Genomic DNA, 24,223 nt, shown 5'->3' on the forward strand with positions numbered 1-24,223 from the left:
AGATCAAACTGCCCTAAATCGAGTCCGATTGAGGGCGGACAATTTGATCTAGATTCAACAAGTTGAGCATCGAGTGGACCGGAAAACCGGGACCCACTTTTCCGCTCGATGCTCTAAGCCGAGGGACCAACCCATGAGTGCCCTGCCCAAGGAAACCTCCGCGACCCTGGTTCTCCAGGATCTTCTTTACGTTTGCGAGCGGTCCTACAACACCGTTGACCAAGCCCTGTCCAAGATCCGTGGCCATGTGCGTGCCATGGTCGCGCCCACGGGTAAGGTCGATTCCGCCCTGCTGGACGAGCACCAATACGCCGCCCACGGTCTGTCCTGGTACACCACCTATGTGTCCGCCCTGGGCTGCATGCTCGACTGGGCCAAGCGGCTGGAGGCGGAAGGCAAGCTGGGCGAGCTGGAATGCCTGATCCTGCAAGCCGCCTATTCGGAATACCTGCACCAGATTTTCGGCGGCGTGCCCATGAGCCAGGGCGAATACGCCCGTTTGGCCGATTTCGGCATCGTCGTGCGGGAACGGCACCTGCTGCAAACCCCCTATACCACCCTGTTGCGCGAACACGGCTTCACCGAAAAGGTGAAAGCCCGCATGGCCGAGCTGATGAAGGACGGTCATTTCGGCGCCCTGGGACTGGAGGACGAGACCCTGGACATGGTCCGTGACCAGTTCCGCCGGTTCGCCGATGAGCAGGTCGCCCCCCATTGCCACGACTGGCACCTGAAGGATCAATTGATCCCCATGGAGGTCATCGACCAGATGGCCGAGATGGGTGTTTTCGGCCTGACCGTTCCCGAGGACTTCGGCGGTCTGGGCATGGGCAAGACAGCCATGTGCGTGGTGACCGAAGAGCTCTCCCGGGCCTATATCGGCGTCGGGTCGCTTGGCACCCGCTCGGAGATCGCTGCGGAGCTGATCCGCCTGGGCGGCACCGAGGCCCAGAAGGAACACTACCTGCCGAAGATCGCCAGCGGCGAGATTCTGCCCACCGCCGTCTTCACCGAACCCAACACGGGGTCGGATCTGGCCAGCTTGCGCACCCGGGCGGTGAAGGAGGGCGAAACCTACGGGGTGACCGGCAACAAGACCTGGATCACCCATGCCTCGCGTTCCGACCTGATGACCCTGCTGGTCCGCACCAACCCGGACGAACCGGGCTACAAGGGCCTGTCCATGCTGCTGGCGGAAAAGCCCCGGGGCACGGAAGAGACCCCCTTCCCGGCCGAGGGCATGACCGGTGGCGAGATCAAGGTGCTCGGATACCGGGGCATGAAAGAATACGAACTTTCCTTCGACGGTTTCACCGTCCCCACGGAAAACCTGCTGGGCGGTGAGGAAGGCCAGGGCTTCAAACAGCTGATGGCAACCTTCGAAAGCGCCCGCATCCAGACCGCGGCCCGGGCCGTGGGCGTGGCTCAGAACGCGCTGGAGGAGGGCATGCGCTACGCCCAGGACCGGGTACAGTTCGGGAAGCCCCTCTACGCCTTCCCTCGGGTCCACGGAAAACTGGCTTGGATGGCGGTGGAAACCATGGTGGCGCGTCAGTTGACCTATGCGGCGGGGCGGGCCAAGGACAGCGATCGGCGTTGTGACATCGAAGCGGGGATGGCCAAGCTGCTGGCGGCACGGGTCGCGTGGTCAAACGCCGACAACGCCCTGCAGATCCACGGCGGCAATGGCTACGCCGAAGAATATCGGATCAGCCGGATTCTCTGTGATGCCCGGATCCTCAATATCTTCGAGGGTGCCGCCGAAATCCAGGCCCATGTGATCGCACGGGGACTGCTTAGCAGGTAACCACAGCGGTCACACTCTCGCGTATCGTGCGCGATTACTAAGGCCGGGGATCACTCTCCGGCCCTTTTTTTGCCCATAGAGTGCTCCGAGATCTATATATACTCCGTCTCCTTGAAAAAGCCGAAAAACGCGGGGCTTTGCCCCGCCCCCCACTGGGGCCGAAAGGCCCCAGACCCCGAGCATTTACTGGCCGAAAGGCCCCAGAAACTGCGAAGCAGGTTTTCCTGATTTTCGAGGACACAGAGTATAACTAAATTGAAATTGGGCCAGCTTGACTCAAACTGATCCCGTTTTACTCGAGAGAAAGGAAATGTCGAGCATGGCAGGGGCGTCGTTTCAGACCAATCCTATCGACCTTCACCGGCTTCTCGATGAGTGCCATCGGGGCATCATCCAGTTGCCGGATTTTCAGCGCAGTTGGGTTTGGGACGAAGATCGGATCAAAAGCCTGATCGCTTCGATTTCGCGCGCGTTCCCTGTGGGTGCGCTCATGTCGCTGGACACCGGCGGGCCGGTCAATTTCAAACCGCGCCCCGTCGAGGGCGCCCCTGCGGAAGCCCGCCAAACGGCACCGCAATCCCTGCTGCTCGATGGTCAGCAGCGCATGACTTCGCTCTATCAGGTGACGTTGCGCGGCAAGGTTGTGGAAACGGTCACTCCGAAGAAGAAGCGGGTGAAACGCTGGTTCTATCTCGATATTGCCAAGGCGATTAACGAAACGGTGGACCGCGAGGAAGCCGTGATCGGCGTGCCGGAGGATCGCGTCGTGCGCACGGATTTCGGGCGCGAAGGCGCTCTCGATCTTTCCACACCGGAAAAGGAACATGCGGCGCTGATGTTCCCGATCAGCCAGGTGTTCGATTGGGATACGTGGCAGGATGGCTTCAACGACACTTGGTCGGGCGAAGAACACAAGGCCGTGCGCGAGCAATTTCGCACCTTTAAGAAAGAGGTGCTGGAAAATTTTAAGATGTATCGCGTGCCCGTGATCGCGCTCGACCGCTCGACCTCCAAGGAAGCCGTCTGCGTGGTGTTCGAGAAGGTGAATACGGGTGGCAAGCCGCTGGATGCCTTCGAACTGGTCACGGCGATGTATGCCGCCTCGGGCCACGAGTTGCGCAAGGACTGGTATGGCGATGAAGGCGTCAAGGGCCGCCACCAGCGGCTTGCCGATACCCTGCGCCCCGCGGATTCCGATGCCGGTATTCTAGCCGGTGTCGGCAATACGGATTTCTTGCAGGCTATTTCACTCTTTTTCACCCGCGACAGGCGGCGCGCCGCCGAACAGGCGGGCAAGGAAGGCAAGGAATTGCCAGCGGTGTCGGGCAACCGGAAAGCCCTTCTCGATCTGCCGTTGGAAGCCTACAAGCAATATGAGGCGCAGGTGGAATGCGGTTTCGTGCAAGCCGCCAAGTTTCTGCACATGCTCCATATCTATCGCATTTTCGATCTGCCTTATCAGTCGCAGATTGTACCTCTGGCGGCAATACTCGCCGATATTGGAGATGCGTGGGAACATGAAGCCAACCGGGCAAAGCTGGTTCAGTGGTATTGGAATGGCGTGTTCGGCGAGTTGTATGGTTCTGCTGTCGAAACGCGCATTGCCAAGGATTTCATGGAAGTGCCGCGCTGGCTGAGCGGCGGGGCGGAGCCTTCGACGGTTAGCGAAACCATCTTCCGCTCCGACCGCCTGAAAACCATGCGGATGCGGCTTTCAGCGGCCTATAAGGGCATGAACGCCTTACTGATGAAGGAAGGCGCCCAGGATTTCCGGTCGGGCCAGAAGTTCGACCATACGGTGTTTTTCGGGGAGAACGTGGATATTCACCACATCTTCCCGCAGGATTGGTGCAAGACGCAAAGCATCAAACCTGCCGTGTTCGATTCCATCATCAACAAGACCCCGCTGTCGTATCGCACCAACAGGATCATTGGCGGCGTTGCACCGAGCGAGTATCTGGCGAAGCTGGAAAGCGGAAACAGGTCGACGCCGCCAATCGCTAGCGAGAAGCTGGACGTTTATCTGCAATCGCATCTCATCAATCCCACTCTCCTCCGTGGCGACAAGTTCGAGGAGTTCATGGAAGATCGACAAAAGCGCTTGCTTGGTATGATTGAACTGGCAATGGGCAAGACAGCCTATAGCGGCGACGGCTCGGAAGAAGGCGAGGACGCAGAATCAACGGAAGATGCCTCCGAAGCGGCGTTGCTCTCTCCGACAGGCTGATGTGGCCATATCATCATCTATGGCAGGGTTATGGCGTAAACGGAGTGATCATCACGATCGGTCGGGGCCCGCCAGTGGTCCCTTGAGTCCCTGATGCCAACGGCCCCAATTTGTGACTCGTTGGCGGTCTCCGCTTCTGAGTGCCGCGATCAAACTCACTGCACCTTGGGCTAAGAAGTGGCTCAACTCGATCTCGAAGGGACTCGGACGGGCGGCGGTCACTTCTTGGGAGCAGAAACGGCGATGAGTTGCTCCGCATCCTTACCCCGGAACGATTAAATGGACGGGTTTGGGGGCCATGGCGATGTCCACGGGCATATGGGCGACCGTGTCCCCATCCGCTTGCAGAGGTTCCGCCCCTTGCATTCGGACACTGATCCGCCTGGCCTCCAGGATCTCCACATCCGGCAGGTGGGGCAAACGCCCCAAGGCCAGGGCGAAGCTGTAGCGAGCCACGTTTCCAAGACCCGGACGGGGCAGAAGCACCACCTGGAAGGTGGGGTGGGAAATGTTCGCTGCGGGGGCAGCAATGAAGGGGCCACCGTAATATTTGCCATTGCAGACAACCGCCGTCGCCACCTCCCGATGGAGAATTTCCCCATCGGGACGTTCGACATCCACCGAGACCGTCGGGAACCTGTAGGTCAGGGCGCTTTGCAGGGTGCGCCAGACATAGGCGAACTTGCCTGACCGGCGCTTCAAGGCCAAGTCGACCGTATCCACCACATGGGCGTCAAACCCCGCCCCGGCCATCATCACGAACCGCCGGGGGCCGCCCAGCGGAGTTTCTGCACTGGCCTTGACCTCGCCCATGTACAATTCCCGGGGTTGGCCCGTGGCAATGATCCGGGCCGCCTTGGCCGGATCCCGGGGAATCCCCGCCTCAATCGCCAGCACATTGGCCGTGCCCAGGGGGATAATGCCCAGGGCGACGCCCGAACCGGCCAGCCCGTTCGCCACCTCGTTGATGGTCCCATCTCCGCCGGCAGCCACTACCACGTCAAGGGAATCCCTGCGGGCTTCCTGGGCGATGAGTGTTGCATCTCCCGGTTTTGTTGTCTCCCGAAGGCTGACCCAGCAGCCCTCCCGCTCCAAGGCCAGAAGAGCCTTGTTCAGTCTTCGTCCCTTCAAGGTTCCGGCTGCCGGATTGGCGATCACCATCACCCGGCGAGGTGTAACAGCCGATGCGGGGCGGGCGCGGGACGAGGGGAGCACCGAGAGGGGGAACGGGCGGGACATACCGAATAAGTCCTTCCTTGAAAGAGCCGAGATCGAGTGACGGATAAATATGGCCACCCAAGGGCGAAGAATTGGGCGAAGGGGGAGGCCTCGAAACGGGGCCCGCGCTGGGACGGTACTGCGACAAGGCGTGCTGCAAAGCCCTAAGTCACGAAAAATTCAGGAAAATCCCATTTGGACTGTAATAAAAATGAAATATTACAGTCACAAATGTACTGCCTGGATCACTGTTGATACAGATATAATCGTGTTTCACTTCGAAGACAAGGCGGTGAATTATTTGTGTCTTGCCAATAACCCGGTGGCTTCCCCTCCGGTCGAGCGGTACAAGCGATCCAACGGCGCGCTTTGAAACGGCGGGGCGTGACGACGACGGAGCGGTCGACGGAGCACCTAGCGTCTGTGCATGGCGCCCGGATCCAGGATATCAGGCCGCTGGGGCATCCTCGAACGAACGGACTCATCCGGTGTCGCCGGATGGGGCATTGAACCGACACGCCATGGAACACGGACGCGTACTCAAAGCCATGACGGAACCAAGCCGATACCGCACCATCTTCATCTCGGACATCCACTTGGGAACCCGGGGCTGCAAAGCTGACTTCCTGCTGGATTTCCTTAAGAATACCGAATCGGACAGCCTGTACCTAGTGGGCGATATCGTCGACGGTTGGCGATTGCAAAAACATTGGCATTGGCCCCAGGCCCATAACGACGTGGTGCAAAAGCTGCTGCGCAAGGCGCGCAAGGGCACCAAGGTGATTTTCATCCCCGGCAACCATGACGAATTCGCCCGAAGCTACTGCGACGCCGAATTCGGCGAAGTCCAGGTCATGCGCGAAGCCATCCACGAGGGCGCGGATGGGCGCCGCTATCTGGTTATCCATGGCGATGAATTCGACGGCGTCGTGAAATATGCCAAGTGGCTCGCCAAGCTTGGGGATTGGGCCTACGTCTGGCTTTTGGAAACCAACCATTGGTTCAACCTGGCCCGCCACCGCCTGGGCCTGCCCTATTGGTCGTTGTCCAAGTATCTGAAGCACAAGGTAAAAAATGCCGTGAAGTACATCGACGACTTTGAAACGTCGATGGCCGAGGTGGCCCGGATGCGGGGCGTCACCGGCATTATTTGCGGTCATATCCACCACCCCGAAATCCGCGAGGTGGAGGAGATCCTGTACTGCAATGACGGGGACTGGGTGGAAAGCTGCTCGGCCCTGGTCGAACACCACGATGGCCGCATGGACATCCTGCATTGGTCCGAAACCCAGCACTTGTCCCTGTTCACGGGCTACGCCGACGCCCGCGAAGTGGACGCTCCAGACAATCCGGCGGAAGCCCTGCTCTCCGCCGGACAGGGTCCCGATGTCCTGCAGATCGACGAGACGGATCACCGATCCGGAAGCCGTGAGAAAGAGTCGGTCAAACCCGCTGAATAATCCACCGTCCTCTGAGACCTATATTCCAAGAAAAGGGCTCCTTTACCATGCGCATCCTTGTTGTCACGGACGCCTGGTTTCCCCAGGTGAATGGGGTTGTCCGCACCCTCGACACCCTGCGTCGGCGCCTGGAGGCCCGGGGCCATGAAACCGTCTACATCACCCCCGACAGTTTCCGCACCATCCCCTGCCCCACCTATAGCGAGATCCGGCTGGCCCTTCTTCCGGGCAAGACCATGGCTCAGGCCATCCAGACCTTCCAGCCCTGCGTCGTCCATATCGCCACCGAAGGCCCCCTGGGGGTCACCGCCCGGCGCTATTGCGTGAAGCGCGATATCCCCTTCACCACCGCCTTCCACACCAAGTTCCCGGAATACGTCAACGCCCGCTTTGGCGTGCCGGTGCGCTGGGGCTACAAGGTGATGCGCTGGTTCCACGGTCCGTCGCATGCCATCATGGTCGCGACCCAGGGGATCGAGGACGAATTGACCAACTGGGGGTTTTCCAACATCAAGCGCTGGACCCGGGGCGTGGATACCGACCTGTTCCGCCCCCGTCCCAAGGATAGCCTGAACCACCTGATCACCGGTCCGCGCCCTTGGTTCGTTTATGTGGGTCGGGTTGCTGTGGAAAAGAACATCTCGGCCTTCCTTAGTCTGGATTTGCCCGGAACGAAGATCGTGGTCGGCGGCGGTCCCCAATTGGAGAGCCTGAAGGCCCGCCATCCGGAGGTCCATTTCGCCGGGGAACGCCATGGTGAAGACTTGGCGACCCACTTTTCCGTCGGTGATGTCTTCGTTTTCCCCAGCCGCACCGACACCTTTGGTTTGGTCCTGCTGGAGGCCCTGGCCAGCGGCCTGTCTGTCGCGGCTTATCCCGTGCCCGGTCCGTTGGACGTGATCGGCGATGCGCCTGTCGGTGTCCTGTCCGAGGATCTGCGTGCCGCCGCGGTCAAGGCCTTGGACATCCCCGCCGAAGCTTGCCGAGACTTCGCCCTGAGCCGGTCTTGGGAGACGTCCGTTGACCAGTTCTTGAAGAATGTCCATCCCTTTGATCCGGAGGATTTCTTCGCGTCCTCGCGCAATCCGGTGGAGGTCGGGGGGTCCGCCTAGAGCAAATCCCGAGCAATCTGGAACAGATTGCGACGACGATTTGCTTTAATGTCAGTGACTTAGAGCATTGAGCGGAAAAGTGGGCGCCGGTTTTCCGATCCACTCGATGCTCAACCTGTTGAATCTAGATCAAATTGCCCGCCTTCAATCGATTCCGATTTAAGGCGGTTTGATCTAGAGTAAAACGGGATCAGTCGGCGCTCCCCACCAACGGCAGCAAATGCCCCCTCTTCAAATCCCCGAAAGCATCCGGGCAATCCGCATGGCGTACCGGTCCGTCATCCCTGACGTAAAGTCCGCGAGGCTGTGGAGCGCTTGCTCCGCAGTGACCACGTCCCGCAAATCCAGGTCGAGTGCTCTGACAAGCTGGCGGGTGTGGCCTGACAGCTTGTCCGGGTCCCATCCGCGCTCGGCCAGATCCTCGAAGACGGGAAGCACACCTGACATCACGTTGGTGATCACCCGCCGACCGGTCACCTCCAACTCGGTTTTTCGCCGGGCGGTGAAGACCTGATCCCGGGACAGAGCCTGCATCTCGGCAAAGACCGGGGCCAAGGGGCCCGCATCGATTAGGGGGGTGGAGCAACTTCCGTCCATAATGGCGGCGTAGTTGGCTTGGAACGCCTCGTAGCAGCTGTTGATTGCCGCTCCGATACTCAAGGCCCGCAGCAGGGCGATCTGTTCGGCTTGGCTCAGGCCGTTGACGGGGCGATTGGGGCTGTTCGCAGCCTTGTGCAGCAGGGGTTGGACGGTCTCGAAGGGGAGTTCGCCGGTCGTGAAGGCGTCCTCCAGGTCGACGATGTTGTAGCAAATGTCGTCTGCGGCTTCGACGATGAAAACCAGGGGATGGCGTCTCCACCACCTCCCGGACGGGTGATCTTCTTCGGGGAGTTTCAGGGTGGCCGCAGCCTCCTGGAACAGCGGCTGTTCGGAGCGAAACAGGCCAAACTTCTTGAGGCCGATATAGGGGGCCCCGTCGCCGTTTTGGTCTTCGTCGATGACACGGGCGCGGACATCGGCCTGGACGGGGTATTTCATGAACGCGCCCAAGGTTGCCTTGGACAGGCGCATCCCCCCGTCATTGCGATACATCTCGAGGCGGGAGAGAATGCGGAAGCCTTGGGCATTCCCTTCGAACGCCGTGAATTCCAGGCGATGGGCCTCCTCGACCTCCGCAAACAGTCCTTTGGGATCGCTGAACTTCTCGGCGAACCAATCACCCATCGCGGCTTCGCCCGAGTGACCGAAGGGCGGGTTGCCGATGTCATGGGCGACGCAGGCCGCCTGAACGATGTTCGCCAGACTGTTTGACTCCCCAGGGGGGATCTGCTGCGTCTCTTCCAGCCAGTTGCCGATCCGCATCGCCAGTGAGCGGCCAACGCTGCTCACCTCGATGGAATGGATGAGGCGGTGATGAACGTGGTCGTGTTCGTACAGGGGCTGGACTTGGGTCTTGTTGGCTAGAGCGGAATGAGGAAAAGTGTGTGCGGTTTTCCGTCTCATTCCGCTCTAACTATAAGATTTAGATCACGTTTATGAAATCAGGTCGGACAGACCTGATTTCATAAACGTGATCTAGGCGCCGGAAGGGGGCGGAAAAGACGATGCGGTCGTGATCCTGAACGAAGATCGACCGGTTCGGCTGGGCGGTATAGTGCTTGTCTCTTAGCCTGTGATCGCACAGCAGGTCTTGCCAATCCATGCCCTCTCCCATAACACCAGCCCATCCCGTTACCCCTCAGGGAGGATGCCCTGAAAGGTATGCTCTGGAAAGGATCTTCCGGGATGGGCTGTTTCGCGTCGCCCTGACCCCGTCGTCCGCTCCGTCACGCCCTCGATGATTTCGCTCAGGGCAGCACGGATTTCGTCGGAAAGGCGACAGAGTGTCCGTGGTGTTTCAAGATCCCGGCTGCGCGATGCCAGGAGGAACCCTCATCGTTATTTCCAATGGGACGGGACGAAAAATCCATACGAAGACGGAATTTCTCCCCTCGCTCCTGCGGAACAGGCGCGGTAGTGTTTTTCTCACCCGGGCCGGGGTGGCTTGGGGGAACGCGGGGCCTTGGGGATCCGCGTGGATCTGATTTTTGGGGGATTACGATGCGTGTTTCCGTTGATGTGAATGGGACGCCGTCCTTTGTGTGCAGCCCGAATGATGAAGACAGCCTGGATAAGTTCCTGAAGCTGGCCTTCTCCGGCCTGAAACCCGTGCCTGCCGTGCGCACCCGCCCGGCCAATCGGCAAGAAGAACAGACCTTCATTGACGCCCTGGTCAAACACCTCGAAAACGGGGGCACCATAGATGCCCTCTTCGCCGTCCCGCTCCGATCTGACGGATGATCACCTGCGGTCACGGCGGCCTGCCCGGGGGGAGGCCGCCGTTGCGTTTGTTCGGTCTGTGACCTTCGCTGCTCTTCGTTTGTATGGATTCGTTCTTGTTCGGCGGCGGGCAGTCATGTCCGGGGTGCTGGCCGTTCTTTGATGAGAAGGGCTGCGCTATCGGGACAGAGGCCTTGGAACTGGGCGGTAACGCGGATCGCTTCGGGTGCTTGGGCGCGGGGAATGGGGACGTACCCGCGCGCCTGGGCGAAGGTGGTGATGGTCGTGGTGAGCATGCACAGGGTGGTCAACCCCGACGCTGCGGCCCGTTCTTCCAGGGCGTCGAGCAGCGCGTCGGCGATACCCTGGCCGCGCCGGGGCGGCGCCACGGCGAGGGAGCGGACCAGTCCGGTGGAGGGATCCAATGGCTCGATCCCGCCACAGGCCGCCAGGATGTCCCCCTCCCGCAGGATCAGGAAGCCGTCCAAGTCGGCTGGCAGATCCGTGACGGGGAGGGCGGAGGCAATCAGCAGGGCTTCGATGGCCGACCGGTCGGCCGGTTCTGCGGGCTGAAAAGACCATGTCATTCTTGTGACTTTCCTTTTTGGGGCACGCGGTTTCCGGCCTCGTACCACCGTCGGGTGGCCTTGGTCAGATGGACGACGGAGAGCATGACCGGCACCTCCACCAGGACGCCCACCACGGTGGCCAGGGCGGCGCCGGACTCGAAGCCGAACAGGCCAATGGCGGTGGCGACGGCCAGCTCGAAGAAATTCGATGCGCCAATCAGGGCCGAGGGCGCGGCCACGCAATGGGCCTCCCCCGTCACCCGGTTCAGCCAATAGGCCAGACCGGCGTTGAAATAGACCTGGATCAGGATGGGGACGGCAAGCAGCAGGATCACCAGTGGCTGTTCCAGGATCCGCTCTCCCTGGAAGCCGAACAGCAGGACCAGGGTGATCAGCAAGGCACCGGGCGATACGGGCGCCAAACGGGAAAGCATCCGGGAGAGGGCAGCGTCGCCCCCCTTGGCGATCAGGGCGCGGCGCCAGAGTTGGGATAGGGCCACAGGCACCAGAATGAACAAGGCCACCGACAGGATCAGGGTATCCCAGGGCACGATGATCGCCGAGATTCCCAGCAGCACCCCAACCAAAGGAGCGAAGGCCACCACCATGATGGCATCGTTCAAGGCAACCTGGGAGAGGGTGAAATGGGGTTCTCCGTCACAAAGGTGGGACCAAACGAAGACCATGGCCGTACAAGGGGCTGCGGCCAGCAGGATTAATCCGGCAATATAGCTGTCGATCTGATCTGCGGGCAAAAGGGGACGGAACAGCCAGGCGATGAACAGCCATCCCAGCAAAGCCATGGAGAAGGGTTTGATGGCCCAGTTGATGAAGACCGTCACGGCTATGCCTCGCCAATGCTCCTTGACCTGGCTGAGGGCTCCAAAGTCGATCTTTAACAGCATGGGGATGATCATCAACCAGATGAGGATCGCAACGGGAAGGTTAACCTGGGCCAGCTCCACGGCGGCGATGGCCTGGAAGGCATCTGGCGCAAAGTGACCCAGGGCGATGCCCGCGACGATGCACAGGCTGACCCAAACCGTCAGGTAGCGGGAGAAGACATCCAGTTCGGCGGCGTTTTCGCCGGTGCTGTCCTGGGGTTCCTTCTTCTGGGGTGGCCGGCTCATGGTTTCGTCACTCGCCCATCAGTCCGGTCCGTGACCAAGCCGATTTGATCGAGCTTATGCTGTAAAGCCAAGCGATCAAGGGACACCAGCGGGAGCGAAAGGAAAATTTCGATCCTGTGGGACAGCATCCGGTAGACATCTGCGGTCATCAAAGCCTGTTCGGTTCCGTTTCCCTCCGACAGGGTTGGATCGGGAACACCCCAATGGGCGGTCATGGGCTGACCGGGCCAAACCGGGCAGGGCTCGCCGGCGGCAGCGTCGCAAACGGTGAAAACAAAATCCATGGGGGGCGAGTCCGGTAAGGCGAATTCGTCCCAACTTTTGGAGCGGAAGGAGGCGGTGTCGTAGCCTTCCCGTTTCATCAGGTCGAGGGTCACGGAATCCACCTGTCCACGGGGATGGCTGCCACCACTGTGGGCCAGGACCTTGCCCCTGCCGAGACGGTTGAGGAGGCCCTCGGCCATGATGCTTCGGGAAGAATTGCCCGTGCAGAGGAAGAGGACGTGGTAGGGACGATCAGAAGCGCGCATGGGGGAGCTGTCCTTGCCAGTTCGGTTCAGTATCGAGACGTCAGGTGAGGAGGACGGAGTGGATCCGAGGTAAGCGGTCAAGGCGGTCAAGGTGGCGTAGCTGGCGGAATAGAGAATCCAGCGCCCGTCGCGTCGACTGTCCACCAAGCCTGCAGCCCGCAGGTCCTTCAGGTGAAAGGAGAGGGCCGAGGGGCTGAGCCCCGTGCAGGAGGACAAGTCCGTGGCACTGAGTTCTCCCACTTGGGTGAGGGTCCGAAAAACCGTCAATCGGGTGTCATGGGCGAGGGCTGCGAAGACTCTGGCCGCTGTTGCTGTGGTCATCATAGGATCAATGTTTCAATTATCGTTGAAGTATTCAAGTGTAATTTTGTGACAGTTTTGCAGAATGCGGCATCCGCGCGCTATTCGAATTGCGGATTCAGGGGCTGATTCTGTTAGGTTTTTCTCGGATTGATGATTGTGAGGAGTACCCAGGTGACCCTGACCCCCTATGCGCCGTTAAACGTTCTCAAGGCGTTGGCCGACGATCTGTGGATCATTGATGGACCTGTCACGCATATGCGCTACCTGTTCTGGAGCATGCCGTTTACCACCCGGGCGACCTTGGTTCGGTTGCCTGGGGGTGGCCTTTGGGTCCATTCCCCCACGCGCTTGACGCCCGAGTTGAAGGCCGCCGTGGATGCCCTGGGGCCGGTCACGGATCTGGTCGCGCCCAACAAGATCCACTGGGAGGGGTTGGCGGCATGGAAAGCGGCCTATCCCAAGGCTCGGATTCGGGCCGCGCCGGGGGTGACGGAAAAGGAGGCCGAGGGGGGCTTTACGGTCGATGAGGTGCTCGGGGCGACCCCGCCCGCAGATTGGGCTGGGGCCGTCGACATGCGCCTGGTGCCCGGCGATTTTATGACCGAGGCAGTTTTCTTGCATCGCCCCTCGGCCAGTCTGATCTTGACGGATCTGTATGAGAACTTCGCGCCGGACCGGGTCGAGGGGGTGGGCATGCGCATGTTGATGCGGCTGGGCGGCGTATTGCATCCCCATGGGGGAACGCCCAAGGATCTGCAGTTCACCTTCCGCTCCCACAGGGAGGAGATCCGAGAGGTCGCGCGCGTCCTGATTGGTTGGGCGCCCCGTCGGATCATCCTGTCCCACGGCGAACTGGTTGAGGCGGGAGCCTCCGGAACCTTGGAACCGGAGATCCGCCGGATTTTTGCGTGGACGGGTCTGTAGCTACGACGTGACGGGTTTGACCAAGGGAAGCCCGGTGACGTCATAGGTCCAAACCCGGAAAGAGGAGAGGATATGGGGGCCGAAGGAATGGATCAGGGGGACATCGGCGGCGTCCCGGCCATGGGCCACGACGATCCGGCCAATGCGGGGCTTGTTGTTGCGCGGGTCAAAGGTGATCCAACGCCCCCCCAGATAGACCTCCATCCAGGCGCTGAAATCCATGGGGTCCAGGATGGGGACGCCGATGTCGCCCAGGTATCCGTTCACGTAGCGGGCCGGGATGTTCATGCAGCGACAGAGCGCAATGGCCAAGTGGGCATAGTCCCGGCAGACGCCGGTCCGGTCCGAGTAGGCTTCATAGGCGCTGCGCGTCGCACGCGCGTTCATGTAGTTGAACGTGATGTGATTGTGAACGAAATTACATATGGCCTGAACCCGGTTCCAGCCCGGTGCCGTTTGCCCGAAGGTGTCCCAGGCGATCTGGCTCAAGCGGTCCGTTTCGCAATATCGGCTTCCCAATAGATAGACAAGGCACTCATCGGGCAGGTCGGCGACGGGAATCTCTTGGGCATCCCAATCGACCGGGTCGGTCTGGCCGCTATCCTCAATCGTGCCGTCTCCCCAAACCGTCAAGATGCCCGGGGGCGCAACGAAGCGCAGGCAGGTGTTGCCGAACAGATCCGTGTAGGTGGAGGTGTCAACGTCGGGATTGGTGACCGTGGTCTCGAGAGAGCGGATGTCGGCTTTCCGTTCGCTCCGGGTCCGCAGCAGGCAGATCACGGGCGTCGGGTTTTGGCATTGGATGGATATTTCATGGCCAAAGCGTATCAGCATGAAGACCGGTTCCTTTCGGGAAGCGTTGGGGCGGGAGGCTTCACGAGGGAACGGTCAGGATTTACGGCTTTTCTGGCCCGTGGTTTTCATGGCCAGGCGTTGTTCCCTCAGAGCACGGGTGCGTTCGGCGCGGGCGGCCCGTTCCTTGTCCAGGTCGGAAGGGGGCTTGTTGGGCGTGTTGGGTTCGGTCTTTCTGAAAGCCATTTCAGCCCGTTCCCACGCCTTACTTGTTGATTGAGGCATGTCTTAAGTCCTTGGTCGATGTGCGGTCCGACAAGATGAATCCCGAAACCTCTTCCCTATCTCGCGGAGCATTTCTGCTCGGGCGTGGGATGGGAAAGAGAGGCTGTGGGAGATCCCCTGGGGATCCGCGAAAGAGTCAGTGAGAAACCGCAGGAGGCTCTGAGCCCCAGGGCGGTCAAGGTGCATGTTATTTGTGGAAACGCTTTATCCCCTGCCGGTATTCCATGTATCGCAAATGGCGGTTGTGTGGGGGCCGGAGTCGGAAGACGTGTCTTCTTGGGGCGTGTCTTTCCGAAAAGGTCTGTTTGTTTCGGAAAGACGGAGATGACGTCGCGTTTCAACCTATATGCAAATGATATGAATCGCTGATGCCTTGAAGTCAATCGAATATTGCAATGTGAGTGAATTATTGTCTTTGGACGAGAGATATTTCACCAAACTGCATTGGCTGGCGGGAAGGTCAAGGGAAACGGGTGGGAAACCGGGCTGGTGGATGTTGGCTGGTCTGGACCGCAGCGGGAAAACGTGAAATCTTGCGCCCCGGCACGGTCGCAGGTGGACTCCCGCAGATATCGGGGGCGCCGATGGCATGTCGGGGAGAGGGAATAGGGCAATGAAGCTTTCCAACGAGGACATCTGTGCGCATATGGCTGATGGCAAAATTGCCTTCGAGCCGCCGCCGACCGAAGACCAGATTGGGGCCATGTCCGTGGACCTTCAACTGGGCAATGCGTTCCGGGTCTTCTTGCCAGGCAAGGCCAGCCATGTGGATCTGGCCCCGCCGGGCGGGTTGAAGGGGGAAGATATCGAGGCCCTGATGGGGCATGTGGACGTGGCCGACGGCGAGCCCTTCTACCTTCATCCCGGGGAATTCGCACTGGGGATCACCGTCCAACGGGTGCGCATTTGGGAAGGGTTGGCCGGACGACTGGACGGACGCAGCAGCCTTGCCCGACTGGGATTGATGGTCCATGCCACGGCCCATACCATCGATCCCGGCTGGGATGGGCGGATCACCCTGGAGTTCTTTAACTGTGGTCCTCTGCCCCTGGCCCTGCGGCCGGGCATGCGCATCTGTGCCATCAGCTTCGAAGCCTTGATGACGCCGTCCACGAAGCCCTACGCCCTGAGCCCGACCTCCAAGTACAAGGAGCAACTCGCCCCCCTCCCCAGTCGCATCAGCACCGAAGGGGCCGCCGAATAAGGCGCCCCAGGACCGGCAACCGGTCCGGCTGGAGGAGAGTCAGGCTCAAGCCCAAGGCGATGACCGCCGCGCCCCAAAGGTCCGTGGCGCGGATCTCCGATCCCAGCACCCAATGGGCGAGCAGGATACCCGTCACCGGATTGAGCAGGTGGAATGAGGCTGCCGTCCCCGCCCCATGGCGGCGGATGAGCACCAACCAAAGGGTCATGCCGAAGACCGTCACCACCAGTGTGAGATAGAGGATAGCGCCCGTCAGAGTCCAGGAGGGCAGTGCGGGGGGCAAAGGCTCCAACATGGCGATGGCGGGCAACAGAGCCAAACAGGCCCCCAGGGATTGCCAGAAGGCGAGCGGTCCCATGGGCAGGCGCCCCGCCTTGCCCCGAAACAGGACCGTTCCGAAGGAAAAAGCCAAACCGGATCCCAGGGCGTAGAGCAGTCCAAGGGGATTTGGGTTGGCATCCGTGCCGATTCCCGAGACCAGGGCGACACCCATCAAACCCAGCAGGACACCGAGAACCTTGAAGAGACTCAGGCGCTCCACCCCCGTGGCCGCGGCGATCAAGAGGGTGAAAAAGGGCGTCAGACCAATGACCACAATCACCACCTCGGGCCGCAAAAGGCGGATCGCGCTGAAGGACAGGCCAAGATAGATGGCGCCGTTGAGGACGCCCATGAGAAGGCCCAGAGTCATGGCCCGGCGATCCACCGGCCCCCAGGGGGAGGGCGCCCGCAAAGGGGGCAGGCTGGTGGCCTGGGCGCCCCGGCGCAGGGGGGGCGGGGAAGGGGGCTTCTTCTTGGGCGGGGGCGTGACACTGCGGGGGATCGCTTCCGGCAGTGTGATCAGGGCCGGGCTCAGCAGCAGTGCGGCAAGGGCGAAGCGCACGGCCAGGATCGTGAGGGGCGCCCATTCCACCAGGGCGACTTTGGCGACGATGAAGGCCGAACTCCAAACGAAGCTGAACAGCAGGATGAGGGCGGATGTCAGGATGCGGTCCATGGCGGGGTCTCCTCTTTTTCTGGAACCCGGTCAGCATGGATGGTTGGTTGGGGATGGAAAAATTAATAAGGAATGCATATAAATAAGTTTCACTGATTTATGGGGGATCTCATGGGAGTCGAGATGATCGAGGCACTGGGCGATCGCCGAGTGACCCTGGAGCAATTGCGGGCCTTTGTGCTGGTCAACGAGGACGGCGGCTTCATGCGGGCCAGCGAGGAATTGGGTCGAACCCAATCAGCGGTCAGCCAGAGTCTGCAAAAGCTGGAGGAGGCCGTGGGCTGCCGTCTGGTGGAGCGGCGTCGGGGGCAAGTGGAGGGGCTGACAGAGGAAGGACGACGATTCCTTCCGACTGCCCGGGAGATCCTGTCTCGGCTGACCGATGCCCTGGGGGCCTTGAAACGGCCAGAGCTGTTTGGGCGGGTTCGTTTGGGGGTGCCCGATGATTTTCCTCTGGCAGCCGTTCAGGGGGCGATCTCCCATTGTCTCGCCCTGAACCCGGGTTTGCGGGTGGAGGTGGAGTCGACCCTGTCGAGCAGGATCGCAATCCTGCTTGATCGCGGCCAGTTGGATGTGGGGGTGTATAAGCGCATGGTGGGGGCGCCCGACGTCGGCGTGGAAGAGGGCGTGCAAACCTGGGTCCTGCGCGAGGAACCCCTGGTCTGGGTGGCCCGGGATCGGATACGGATCGGCGCAGAGGCGCGGGCGGTGCCCCTGATCCTCTTTCCGGAGGGCTGCGCCTATCGGGCTGCGGCTCTGGCGGCTTTGGGGGGGGCTGGTGTTGCCCATTACCCGGCCTACGTGAGTTCGTCTTACGATGCCATCCGCAGAGCCCTTGATGCCGGGCTTGGGGTGGGCGTGCTCAGTTTGGGGGCCGTGGGGGCGATGCATCGGATTTTGTCAGAGGTGGATGGGTTTCCGCCCCTTCCCACTGTCCGGTTGCTGTTAACGGTGCGCGGTCGCGCGCCGGAGGCCCTGGGTCTGGCGGACATGCTTCGGGATTCGGCGGGGCTGATGCGTTTGCTTGACCCCGCCGCGTGATCGGCCGTTGGTTTTAATAGGCGCCGTTGGATTTGCCTAGAACGTCGATGGCCTCCTTATAGGATGCGGCCAGGGCGGAGGTTGCGCGGGCCAGCAGCACCGTGTCCACGCCCACGGCGACGAAAAGGGCGCCCGCGTCCAGATAGGTGCGGCTCATCTCCGGCGTGGCGGACAGGATCCCTGGTGCTTTGCCCAGGTTGGCAATGGTGCCGAGCGCGTCCGCGATAATCGCCTGAACCTCGGGATGAGCCGGGTTGCCCAGGTGGCCGAGCGCACCGGCCAGGTCGGCGGGGCCGATGAAAACACCGTCCACCCCTTCGACCGAGGCGATAGCGTTCAAATTCCTCAGGCCCTCGCGGTTTTCCACTTGGACCAGAAGGCAGATGTCCTCGTCGGCTCGGCCCAAATAGCCCCCGTCGCGGTTCCAACCGGAGGCCCGGGCCAGGGCTGTGCCAACACCGCGGATGCCCTTGGGGGGGTAACGGGTGGCGGCGACCAGGGCTTCGGCCTCCTCGGCGGTTTCGACCATGGGGACCAGCAGGGTGGGGGTGCCGATGTCCAGGAGCTGCTTGATCTTGGCCGGATCCTTGTCCACCGGTCGAACGACGGGGGCGGAAGGATAGGGGGCGATGGCGCGGAGCTGCTCCAGGATGGTGCGGAGGTCGTTCGGCGCGTGCTCGCCATCGATCAGCAGCCAATCGAACCCGGCGCCTGCGCAGATCTCGGCGGAATAGCCATCGGCGAGGCCCAACCACAGACCGATCTGGGTTTGGCCTTGGGTGATGGCGGTTTTGAAAACATTGGCCATGGCCTCATTCTCCCTTCGCGAAATGGCTGGTGATGGCGCCCATGGGACCATAATCCACATGAAAACTGTCGCCGGGACGGGCGGCCACCGGGCGGGTGAAGGATCCGGCGAGGATGACCTGTCCCGCCTCAAGCCCAATGCCATGGGGGGCGAATTTACGGCAGAGCCAGGCGATTCCATTGGCCGGGTGGTTCAGCACGCCCGCAGCCACGCCTGTCTCCTCGATCACCCCGTTACGATAGAGCAGCCCGGCGACCCAACGCAGGTCCAGGTCCAGGGGTTTGATGGGGCGCCCTCCCAGGATGATCCCGGCGTTGGCGGCGTTGTCGGAAATGGTGTCGAAGACTTTTCGGGGACGTTTGCTTTCGGGGTCGATGCGCTGGACGCGGGCGTCGATGATCTCTACGGCGGGGGTGACGTAGTCGGTGGCGTTCAGCACGTCGAAGATCGTCACCTTCGGGCCGAACAGGGGGGCCTTGAGGAGAAAGGCCAGCTCGATTTCCACCATGGGTGCGATGAAGCGGTCGGCGGGAATGGTGGCGCCATCATCGAATTGCATGTCGTCCAGCAGGGTCCCGTAATCGGGTTCGTCGATCTGGGAGGACTGCTGCATGGCCCGGGAGGTCAGGCCGATCTTATGGCCAAGGATGGACCGCCCCTCGGCGATCTTGAGGTCTACCCAAGCCTTCTGGATGGCATAGGCATCCTCAATGGTCATCTCCGGGTGGTCCAGGGAGAGCTGGCGGATCTGGACGCGGGATTGTTCCGCCTCGTTGATACGGGTCGCGGCGGCCTGGATGGTGGCTTGGTCGAGCATGGGCGGGTCCTCAGGTCTTTTTGAACTTGGAATGGACGTTATTGGACTTCCAGGTGCCCGCTTCATCGAATTCCGAGAATTCCATGGACAGCGCCAGATAGCGGCGGGCCTGGATGTCGGCGAAGTGGTCCTTGATCATGGCGAACAGGTCATCGCAGGCCTTCTTTTTCTGTTCGGGCGTGCGCCCTGCTCCCACCTTTAGGGAACAATGGACGAAGGCGTAATCCTCCTGCCCGTCGGCCATGACGTAGTCGGTCAGACGGATAGCGCGGGAGCGGATGCCGCCGATGGGGAAGACGCCTCCCTGGTCGATCAGGATTTGGTTGACCTTGCGCAGCACGGCCTTGATGTCCGTCTGGCCGTCCAGATTGTCGGTGTATTCCATGACGAAATGAGGCATGGGAGAGTCTCCGGATGGATCGGGTCAGACTGGGAAGCAGGCGTTGATCTGCCCCGTGCCAGAACTGGGGAAATAGTCGGTGATGATCTCCGCCTTGCCGGTGTAGTCGGCGCCGCCCAGCAGACCCAAAAGCATGGCCGTATCGTGCATGCCGCCCTCGCCATGGCAGAGGCTGGCGAAGGAAGGGAGCATCCTGATGAACTCCTTCCAGCGACCGTCCTTCCATAGTTCGACCACCCGTTGGTCCACTTGGTAGAAGAACTCGTCGGTGATCTGGTCCATGGCTTCTTCCGGGCTGCCGTCATCGCTGAAGCGATGGGAGAGCGAGCCGGAGGCGAAGACGGCGACGGTTTTGTCACTGGCCTCAATGGCTTCGCGTACCGCAGCACCCAGCGCCATGGAGCGATCCAGAAAATGCCAGGCGCACCAGGCGGCGATGGAGATGACTTTGAAATGGCGGTCCTGGTTCATATAGCGCATGGGGACCAGGGTGCCGTATTCCAGCTCCAGGCTGGCGACCTCATGGGCGCGGCAATTGATTTTGTCCTGCCGGTTGGCAGCCTCGGCGATGGCCCGGCCCAAGTCGGGGTCGCCGTCGTATTCGAAGGCCATGTCCTTGATGAAATGGGGCAGTTCATTGGACGTGTAGACCCCCTTGAAGAGGGGGCCGCAATTGATGTGGTAGCCGCCGTTCACCAGCCAATGGGTGTCGAAGACGACAATGGTATCCACGCCCAGGTCCCGGCAACGTTGGCCGATGATCTTGTGTCCCTGGATGGCGGCTTCGCGGCAGCCCTGGTGCTTGCCCGGCAATTCGGACAGATACATGGACGGGACATGCGTGATTTTCGCAGCGAGGGCGAGTTTGCCCATGGTCGTTAACCTCCCTGATGACCGCCCGTTTTCGGGCTGGCGCTTTGGTTTTTGTTCGTCATTCCCGCATGGGGACAGAGGGATGCCCATATCTCCTTCTTGCTTGGAGTTTTGTTAAGGTATTGTTTTTCCTCGTCATTCCCGCGCAGGCGGGAATCCAGGGTTGATTTCGGTGTCATCGGCGAAAAGCGCGCCCGTTGCGTCGACCGATTCCCTCACCTGTTCCCACCCTGGATGCCCGTTTTCACGGGCATGACGGCATTAGAGCAAATCCCGAGCAATCTGGAACAGATTGCGACGACGATTTTCTTTAATATCAGAGGTTTAGAGCATGTTGCGTGAATCACATTTCACGCAACATGCTCTAAATGCACCAAAAAGAGAAGACGGGTCTCCCCTTCCCTATTCCAATCCCCAGCGGGGGATCATGTGGGTACCCAGGGACATGCAGACGTTCTTGGGCTCGGTGAAGACTTCGAAGCTCCAATGGCCGCCCTCCCGCCCGGTGCCGGACGCCTTGACTCCGCCGAAGGGCTGGCGCAGGTCGCGGACGTTCTGGCTGTTGACGAAGACCATGCCCGCCTCGATCCCCTGGGCCATGCGCAGGGCCTTGGCATTGTTCTCCGTCCAGACGTAGGAGGACAGGCCATAGGCGATGTCGTTGGCGAGCCTCAGGGCGTCGGCCTCGTCCTCGAAGGGGATGAGGGTGGCGACGGGGCCGAAGATCTCGTCCTGGGCGATGGACATGGCGTTGTCCACGTCGGCGAAAACGGTTGCTTCGACGAAGTGGCCCTTGGAAAGCTGGCCCTCGAAGTGGGGCGTGCCGCCACCGGTGACCAGCGTAGCGCCTTCATCCTGGCCCTTGGCAATATAGCCGTTGACCTTCTCCCAATGGGCGCGGCTGATCATCGGGCCGATGATCGTCTTGGGATCCATCGGGTCGCCGACGGTGATGCGGGCCGCGCGGGCGGCGAAGTCGGCGACGAATTTGTCATAGATGGATTTTTGCACCAGGGTGCGGGATCCAGCCGTGCAGCGCTCGCCGTTGTTGGAGAAGATCATGAACAGCGCAGCGTCCAAGGCCCGGTCGTAGTCGGCGTCGTCGAAGACGATGAAGGGGGATTTGCCGCCCAACTCCATGGAGTACTTCTTCAATCCGGCCCGGGAGATGATCCGGTTGCCCGTGGCCGTCGAACCGGTGAAGGAAATGGCCCGCACATCCGGATGGGTGACCAGGTTTTCTCCGGCACTGGCGCCATAACCGTGGACGATGTTGAAAACGCCGGCAGGGATGCCCGCTTCCATCACCAGCTTGCCCAGGTGGTCGGCGCTCAAGGGGGAGAGCTCGCTCATTTTCAGCACCGCCGTATTGCCCAGCGCGAGGCAGGGAGCGGTCTTCCAGGTGGCGGTCATGAAGGGCACGTTCCAGGGGGAAATCAGGGCGCAGACGCCGACGGGCTGGAACATCGTGTAGTTCAGATGGCCGGTGTCCGACGGATAGCACTCCCCGTCCATGCGGGTGCAGACCTCGGCAAAGAAATGGAAGTTGTCCGCCGCCCGGGGCACCAGGGCCTTGCCGGTCTGGTGGATCACCTGCCCGGTATCCCGGGTCTCCATTTCGGCAATCAGGGGGACATCGCGGGTGATCAACTCCCCCAAGTTGCGCATGAGACGGGCGCGTTCCTTGGCGGGCAGGCCCGCCCATTTCGGAAAGGCCGCCTTGGCTGCGGCGACGGCGGCGTTGACTTCGGCTGCTCCACCGGAGGCCACTTCGGCCAGGACCTCGCCCGTGGCCGGGTTGACGGTCTCAAAGACTTCGGCGCTGGAAACGGACCGGCCGTCAATCAGGTGTTGGATCATGGAACGCGCCTCATCTGGTCAGGGAAAAATAGGTCTCGTCGTCGACGATGGTGTTGGTCAGGGAACAGATGCCCTCGATTTCGCAGACCACCTCGTCACCATGGGTGACATCGACCAGCCCCTCGGGCGTTCCGGTCAGGATCACGTCGCCCGGCTCCAGGGTCATGAGACCGGACAGGTAGGCGATCAGGGTGGCGACCGGGAAGATCATGTCCTTGGTCGTGCCCTCCTGGGTCACCTTGCCGTTGACCCGGGTCCGCAGGCTCAGGGCCTGGGGATCGGCGACGTCGGCGGCATCCACCAGCCAGGGGCCGAGGGGCGTGCAGCCATCCCGATTCTTCACCCGCAGGTTCGGGCGGTAATAGTTCTCCAGGTAATCGCGGATGGCATAGTCGTTGGCCACCGTGTAGCCCGCCACATAGCTCAAGGCTTCGGCCTCGGGTACGTCCTTGGTGGTTTGGCCGATAACCACGGCCAGCTCGCATTCATAGTGCATATAGGTGGCGTCCGCCGGGCGCCGGGAAACGCAGCGGTGGGCGGTAAAGGCATTGGCCCCCTTCAGGAAGACCAGAGGGCTCTCCGGCGCCTTGAAGGCCAGCTCCCGGGCATGGTCGGCGTAGTTCAAGCCCAGGGCGAAACAGGTCCTTGGGGTGACCGGAGGCAACCAGGTCACGGCGTCTTCGGCCACAAGGCGACCATCGGGAAGCTGGACCTGGCCGTCCTTTTCGGTGACGGCCAGGATGGCCCCGTTCAGCAGGATGCGTCCCCGTTTCATGCCCGGCCCCCCGCGATGTGCGTGGTGAGTTTGCCGAGGCCTTCGATCTCCACGGTGACTTCGGACCCTCTGGCGGCGATGGGCGCGCCCAGGGGCACGCCTGTCAACAGCACGTCGCCGGGGTTCAGGGTCATGAAGTCGGTGATGTCCACCAGCAACTGGGCTACGGACCGCACCATGTCGGAGAGTTTGCGCTCTTGGGCCAGGGCGCCGTCCACCAGCGTTCTCACCGTCAGGGTCGCTGGATCGCCCATCTCCGCAACCGGAACCAGCTCCGGTCCCAGGGCGCAGGAGCCGTCGAAGCATTTCTCCTTGATGGCCGGGCGGTAATAGGCGCCGCCGGACGCCATGACGTCTGCGGCCAGGGTGAAACCCGCGAGCGGATCCAGGGCCGTCTCGAGGGACAGGCGGCTGGCCGCCCGGTCCATGACCAGGGCCAGGGTGCCGCCGATCTCCAGCCCGGTCTCGCCGTTTGGCGGCGTGATCACCGCCCCATCGCCAACAACCGTGTTCCGCGGCTTGATGTAAAGGACCGGCGCCTGGGGCGGGGCATTATGGGGTGGCTCCGTCAGGGCAGCGCCCATGCGGGTCAGGGAGGCCCTGTCGTTGAGGATGACCCCATAGACCGTTCCGCCGAACGGATAGGGGGCATGGGTATAGGGGCGGCGCGAGGCTCCGCGCCCGGTCCCGATCTTGGTCATGCGACCTCCCTGGTCTCGCTGCCTTCCTTTTTGGAAGGGCTGTTTGTTCCTGTGGTCATGATCAAATCATT

24 protein-coding genes and 1 pseudogene are annotated in these 24,223 nt (G+C 61.4%); 8 read left to right on the plus strand and 17 right to left on the minus strand.

Features of this window, described 5'->3' with window-relative positions:
* Window positions 1-133: 133 nt before the first annotated feature.
* The gene (locus tag ACLIRY_RS17200; RefSeq protein WP_413206646.1) at window positions 134-1,807 is read left to right on the plus strand and encodes an acyl-CoA dehydrogenase family protein; all 1,674 of its coding nucleotides are present in this window, start codon (window positions 134-136) and stop codon (window positions 1,805-1,807) included.
* Window positions 1,808-2,126: 319 nt separating this feature from the next.
* Complete coding sequence (locus ACLIRY_RS17205; protein ID WP_413206647.1) at window positions 2,127-4,034, plus strand: DUF262 domain-containing protein; 1,908 nt, start codon at window positions 2,127-2,129, stop codon at window positions 4,032-4,034.
* A gap of 261 nt (window positions 4,035-4,295) precedes the next feature.
* On the opposite strand, the gene ACLIRY_RS17210 is transcribed toward ACLIRY_RS17205, so the two are convergent.
* Window positions 4,296-5,273: a diacylglycerol/lipid kinase family protein gene (locus tag ACLIRY_RS17210; protein WP_413206648.1), complete on the minus strand. Its 978-nt coding sequence runs from the start codon at window positions 5,271-5,273 to the stop codon at window positions 4,296-4,298.
* Between the two features lie 527 nt (window positions 5,274-5,800).
* On the opposite strand from ACLIRY_RS17210, the gene ACLIRY_RS17215 reads away from it, so the two are divergent.
* Window positions 5,801-6,712: a UDP-2,3-diacylglucosamine diphosphatase gene (locus ACLIRY_RS17215; RefSeq protein WP_413206649.1), complete on the plus strand. Its 912-nt coding sequence runs from the start codon at window positions 5,801-5,803 to the stop codon at window positions 6,710-6,712.
* A 47-nt stretch (window positions 6,713-6,759) separates the two neighbouring features.
* Window positions 6,760-7,824, plus strand: coding sequence for a glycosyltransferase family 4 protein (locus ACLIRY_RS17220; protein ID WP_413206650.1), 1,065 nt, complete (start codon window positions 6,760-6,762; stop codon window positions 7,822-7,824).
* Between the two features lie 231 nt (window positions 7,825-8,055).
* On the opposite strand, the gene dgt is transcribed toward ACLIRY_RS17220, so the two are convergent.
* A complete protein-coding gene (gene dgt / locus ACLIRY_RS17225) occupies window positions 8,056-9,327 on the minus strand; it encodes a dGTP triphosphohydrolase (RefSeq protein ID WP_413206651.1) in 1,272 nt (423 codons plus the stop codon).
* Between the two features lie 19 nt (window positions 9,328-9,346).
* Window positions 9,347-9,526: a hypothetical protein gene (locus ACLIRY_RS17230; protein WP_413206652.1), complete on the minus strand. Its 180-nt coding sequence runs from the start codon at window positions 9,524-9,526 to the stop codon at window positions 9,347-9,349.
* Between the two features lie 398 nt (window positions 9,527-9,924).
* Here ACLIRY_RS17230 and ACLIRY_RS17235 point away from each other — a divergent pair, with 398 nt between their 5' ends.
* Complete coding sequence (locus ACLIRY_RS17235) at window positions 9,925-10,164, plus strand: hypothetical protein (protein WP_413206653.1); 240 nt, start codon at window positions 9,925-9,927, stop codon at window positions 10,162-10,164.
* Between the two features lie 113 nt (window positions 10,165-10,277).
* On the opposite strand, the gene ACLIRY_RS17240 is transcribed toward ACLIRY_RS17235, so the two are convergent.
* From ACLIRY_RS17240 to ACLIRY_RS17255, 4 genes and pseudogenes are all read right to left on the minus strand, one after another.
* Window positions 10,278-10,730: a GNAT family N-acetyltransferase gene (locus ACLIRY_RS17240; protein WP_413206654.1), complete on the minus strand. Its 453-nt coding sequence runs from the start codon at window positions 10,728-10,730 to the stop codon at window positions 10,278-10,280.
* Window positions 10,727-11,782 carry an ACR3 family arsenite efflux transporter gene (gene arsB / locus ACLIRY_RS17245; protein WP_413206706.1) on the minus strand — a complete coding sequence of 352 codons (1,056 nt, stop codon included), beginning with the start codon at window positions 11,780-11,782 and terminating at the stop codon, window positions 10,727-10,729. The genes ACLIRY_RS17240 and arsB overlap by 4 nt, the downstream gene beginning before the upstream one ends.
* Window positions 11,783-11,838: 56 nt before the next feature.
* Window positions 11,839-12,372, minus strand: coding sequence for an arsenate reductase ArsC (locus ACLIRY_RS17250; protein ID WP_413206707.1), 534 nt, complete (start codon window positions 12,370-12,372; stop codon window positions 11,839-11,841).
* A gap of 90 nt (window positions 12,373-12,462) precedes the next feature.
* Window positions 12,463-12,696: pseudogene (locus ACLIRY_RS17255) on the minus strand (ArsR/SmtB family transcription factor); the annotation flags it as partial.
* A gap of 150 nt (window positions 12,697-12,846) precedes the next feature.
* On the opposite strand from ACLIRY_RS17255, the gene ACLIRY_RS17260 reads away from it, so the two are divergent.
* Complete coding sequence (locus tag ACLIRY_RS17260) at window positions 12,847-13,599, plus strand: DUF4336 domain-containing protein (RefSeq protein ID WP_413206655.1); 753 nt, start codon at window positions 12,847-12,849, stop codon at window positions 13,597-13,599.
* On the opposite strand, the gene ACLIRY_RS17265 is transcribed toward ACLIRY_RS17260, so the two are convergent.
* A complete protein-coding gene (locus ACLIRY_RS17265; protein WP_413206656.1) occupies window positions 13,600-14,433 on the minus strand; it encodes a transglutaminase-like domain-containing protein in 834 nt (277 codons plus the stop codon).
* Window positions 14,434-14,487: 54 nt separating this feature from the next.
* The gene (locus ACLIRY_RS17270; RefSeq protein ID WP_413206657.1) at window positions 14,488-14,637 is read right to left on the minus strand and encodes a hypothetical protein; all 150 of its coding nucleotides are present in this window, start codon (window positions 14,635-14,637) and stop codon (window positions 14,488-14,490) included.
* A 652-nt stretch (window positions 14,638-15,289) separates the two neighbouring features.
* On the opposite strand from ACLIRY_RS17270, the gene dcd reads away from it, so the two are divergent.
* Window positions 15,290-15,880 carry a dCTP deaminase gene (gene dcd / locus ACLIRY_RS17275; RefSeq protein ID WP_413206658.1) on the plus strand — a complete coding sequence of 197 codons (591 nt, stop codon included), beginning with the start codon at window positions 15,290-15,292 and terminating at the stop codon, window positions 15,878-15,880.
* Here the strand turns inward: dcd and ACLIRY_RS17280 are convergent.
* Window positions 15,855-16,877, minus strand: a complete 1,023-nt coding sequence (locus ACLIRY_RS17280) for a DMT family transporter (RefSeq protein ID WP_413206659.1) — start codon at window positions 16,875-16,877, stop codon at window positions 15,855-15,857. The genes dcd and ACLIRY_RS17280 overlap by 26 nt on opposite strands.
* Before the next feature lie 111 nt (window positions 16,878-16,988).
* Between ACLIRY_RS17280 and ACLIRY_RS17285 the strand changes: the two genes are divergently transcribed.
* Complete coding sequence (locus tag ACLIRY_RS17285) at window positions 16,989-17,918, plus strand: LysR family transcriptional regulator (RefSeq protein WP_413206660.1); 930 nt, start codon at window positions 16,989-16,991, stop codon at window positions 17,916-17,918.
* Between the two features lie 13 nt (window positions 17,919-17,931).
* Here ACLIRY_RS17285 and hpaI read toward each other — a convergent pair whose 3' ends face one another.
* The 7 genes from hpaI to ACLIRY_RS17320 form a co-directional block, all read right to left on the minus strand.
* Window positions 17,932-18,726, minus strand: a complete 795-nt coding sequence (gene hpaI / locus ACLIRY_RS17290; RefSeq protein ID WP_413206661.1) for a 4-hydroxy-2-oxoheptanedioate aldolase — start codon at window positions 18,724-18,726, stop codon at window positions 17,932-17,934.
* Between the two features lie 4 nt (window positions 18,727-18,730).
* A complete protein-coding gene (gene hpaH, locus ACLIRY_RS17295) occupies window positions 18,731-19,543 on the minus strand; it encodes a 2-oxo-hept-4-ene-1,7-dioate hydratase (RefSeq protein WP_413206662.1) in 813 nt (270 codons plus the stop codon).
* A 10-nt stretch (window positions 19,544-19,553) separates the two neighbouring features.
* Window positions 19,554-19,943 carry a 5-carboxymethyl-2-hydroxymuconate Delta-isomerase gene (locus tag ACLIRY_RS17300; RefSeq protein WP_413206663.1) on the minus strand — a complete coding sequence of 130 codons (390 nt, stop codon included), beginning with the start codon at window positions 19,941-19,943 and terminating at the stop codon, window positions 19,554-19,556.
* A 24-nt stretch (window positions 19,944-19,967) separates the two neighbouring features.
* Window positions 19,968-20,816, minus strand: a complete 849-nt coding sequence (gene hpaD / locus ACLIRY_RS17305) for a 3,4-dihydroxyphenylacetate 2,3-dioxygenase (protein ID WP_413206664.1) — start codon at window positions 20,814-20,816, stop codon at window positions 19,968-19,970.
* 402 nt (window positions 20,817-21,218) lie between these two features.
* On the minus strand, window positions 21,219-22,676 hold the full coding sequence (gene hpaE / locus ACLIRY_RS17310; RefSeq protein ID WP_413206665.1) for a 5-carboxymethyl-2-hydroxymuconate semialdehyde dehydrogenase: 1,458 nt from the start codon (window positions 22,674-22,676) through the stop codon (window positions 21,219-21,221).
* A 10-nt stretch (window positions 22,677-22,686) separates the two neighbouring features.
* Window positions 22,687-23,451: a fumarylacetoacetate hydrolase family protein gene (locus tag ACLIRY_RS17315; RefSeq protein ID WP_413206666.1), complete on the minus strand. Its 765-nt coding sequence runs from the start codon at window positions 23,449-23,451 to the stop codon at window positions 22,687-22,689.
* Entirely contained in the window at window positions 23,448-24,152 is a 705-nt protein-coding gene (locus ACLIRY_RS17320; protein WP_413206667.1) for a fumarylacetoacetate hydrolase family protein, read from the minus strand. The genes ACLIRY_RS17315 and ACLIRY_RS17320 overlap by 4 nt, the downstream gene beginning before the upstream one ends.
* Window positions 24,153-24,223 lie beyond the last annotated feature (71 nt).

It is taken from the genome of Rhodospirillum sp. A1_3_36 (assembly GCF_047263945.1).
Classification (GTDB): domain Bacteria; phylum Pseudomonadota; class Alphaproteobacteria; order Rhodospirillales; family Rhodospirillaceae; genus Rhodospirillum.

Excerpts from the sequence above, each read along its gene's own strand:
- ACLIRY_RS17300 (WP_413206663.1), bottom strand. The coding sequence starts at position 19,943 with ATGCCTCATTTCGTCATGGAATACACCGACAATCTGGACGGCCAGACG.
- hpaI (WP_413206661.1), bottom strand. The coding sequence starts at position 18,726 with ATGGCCAATGTTTTCAAAACCGCCATCACCCAAGGCCAAACCCAGATC.
- ACLIRY_RS17265 (WP_413206656.1), bottom strand. The coding sequence starts at position 14,433 with ATGCTGATACGCTTTGGCCATGAAATATCCATCCAATGCCAAAACCCG.
- ACLIRY_RS17220 (WP_413206650.1), top strand. The coding sequence starts at position 6,760 with ATGCGCATCCTTGTTGTCACGGACGCCTGGTTTCCCCAGGTGAATGGG.
- dgt (WP_413206651.1), bottom strand. The coding sequence starts at position 9,327 with ATGAGACGGAAAACCGCACACACTTTTCCTCATTCCGCTCTAGCCAAC.
- ACLIRY_RS17235 (WP_413206653.1), top strand. The coding sequence starts at position 9,925 with ATGCGTGTTTCCGTTGATGTGAATGGGACGCCGTCCTTTGTGTGCAGC.
- ACLIRY_RS17250 (WP_413206707.1), bottom strand. The coding sequence starts at position 12,372 with ATGCGCGCTTCTGATCGTCCCTACCACGTCCTCTTCCTCTGCACGGGC.
- ACLIRY_RS17315 (WP_413206666.1), bottom strand. The coding sequence starts at position 23,451 with ATGAAACGGGGACGCATCCTGCTGAACGGGGCCATCCTGGCCGTCACC.
- ACLIRY_RS17285 (WP_413206660.1), top strand. The coding sequence starts at position 16,989 with ATGGGAGTCGAGATGATCGAGGCACTGGGCGATCGCCGAGTGACCCTG.
- ACLIRY_RS17205 (WP_413206647.1), top strand. The coding sequence starts at position 2,127 with ATGGCAGGGGCGTCGTTTCAGACCAATCCTATCGACCTTCACCGGCTT.
- ACLIRY_RS17270 (WP_413206657.1), bottom strand. The coding sequence starts at position 14,637 with ATGGCTTTCAGAAAGACCGAACCCAACACGCCCAACAAGCCCCCTTCC.
- hpaD (WP_413206664.1), bottom strand. The coding sequence starts at position 20,816 with ATGGGCAAACTCGCCCTCGCTGCGAAAATCACGCATGTCCCGTCCATG.
- ACLIRY_RS17210 (WP_413206648.1), bottom strand. The coding sequence starts at position 5,273 with ATGTCCCGCCCGTTCCCCCTCTCGGTGCTCCCCTCGTCCCGCGCCCGC.
- ACLIRY_RS17280 (WP_413206659.1), bottom strand. The coding sequence starts at position 16,877 with ATGGACCGCATCCTGACATCCGCCCTCATCCTGCTGTTCAGCTTCGTT.
- dcd (WP_413206658.1), top strand. The coding sequence starts at position 15,290 with ATGAAGCTTTCCAACGAGGACATCTGTGCGCATATGGCTGATGGCAAA.
- hpaE (WP_413206665.1), bottom strand. The coding sequence starts at position 22,676 with ATGATCCAACACCTGATTGACGGCCGGTCCGTTTCCAGCGCCGAAGTC.
- ACLIRY_RS17320 (WP_413206667.1), bottom strand. The coding sequence starts at position 24,152 with ATGACCAAGATCGGGACCGGGCGCGGAGCCTCGCGCCGCCCCTATACC.
- ACLIRY_RS17240 (WP_413206654.1), bottom strand. The coding sequence starts at position 10,730 with ATGACATGGTCTTTTCAGCCCGCAGAACCGGCCGACCGGTCGGCCATC.
- ACLIRY_RS17200 (WP_413206646.1), top strand. The coding sequence starts at position 134 with ATGAGTGCCCTGCCCAAGGAAACCTCCGCGACCCTGGTTCTCCAGGAT.
- ACLIRY_RS17230 (WP_413206652.1), bottom strand. The coding sequence starts at position 9,526 with ATGGATTGGCAAGACCTGCTGTGCGATCACAGGCTAAGAGACAAGCAC.
- hpaH (WP_413206662.1), bottom strand. The coding sequence starts at position 19,543 with ATGCTCGACCAAGCCACCATCCAGGCCGCCGCGACCCGTATCAACGAG.
- ACLIRY_RS17215 (WP_413206649.1), top strand. The coding sequence starts at position 5,801 with ATGACGGAACCAAGCCGATACCGCACCATCTTCATCTCGGACATCCAC.